Annotated in this window: 1 protein-coding gene; it reads left to right on the top strand. The window is 46.5% G+C overall.

Features of this window, described 5'->3' with window-relative positions; translation table 11 throughout:
- On the top strand, positions 1–344 hold a 344-nt coding region (locus FLQ44_RS25640; RefSeq protein ID WP_147695371.1), incomplete at both ends, for an HAD-IC family P-type ATPase.

Here is a 344-nt window from a genome sequence, read left to right as displayed (position 1 = left end):
AATTATGCTAACCGGCGACAACGAGCAAACAGCTCAACACATCGCCCGTCAATTAGGCATCAAAGAAGTGTACGCCGAACTTTTGCCAGAAGACAAAGTGCAGGCAATTAAACAACTGCAAACCCAGTATCAAACTGTAGCAATGGTAGGAGACGGCATCAACGACGCCCCCGCCCTCGCTCAAGCTTCCGTAGGCATTGCGATGGGGATTTCCGGCAGCGATGTTGCTTTAGAAACTGCTGATATCGTATTAATGGCAGATAAGTTAGAGCAACTAGCTAAAGCAATTAGTTTAGGCCGCCGCGCTCAAAATGTTGTCAAACAAAACATTGTTTTTGCACTCA

The sequence above is a fragment of the Vogesella mureinivorans genome (genome assembly GCF_007644035.1).
Lineage (GTDB): Bacteria > Pseudomonadota > Gammaproteobacteria > Burkholderiales > Chromobacteriaceae > Vogesella > Vogesella mureinivorans.
Note: the sequence above shows the minus strand (reverse complement) of the source record. Positions and strands in the feature narration are given on the sequence as shown.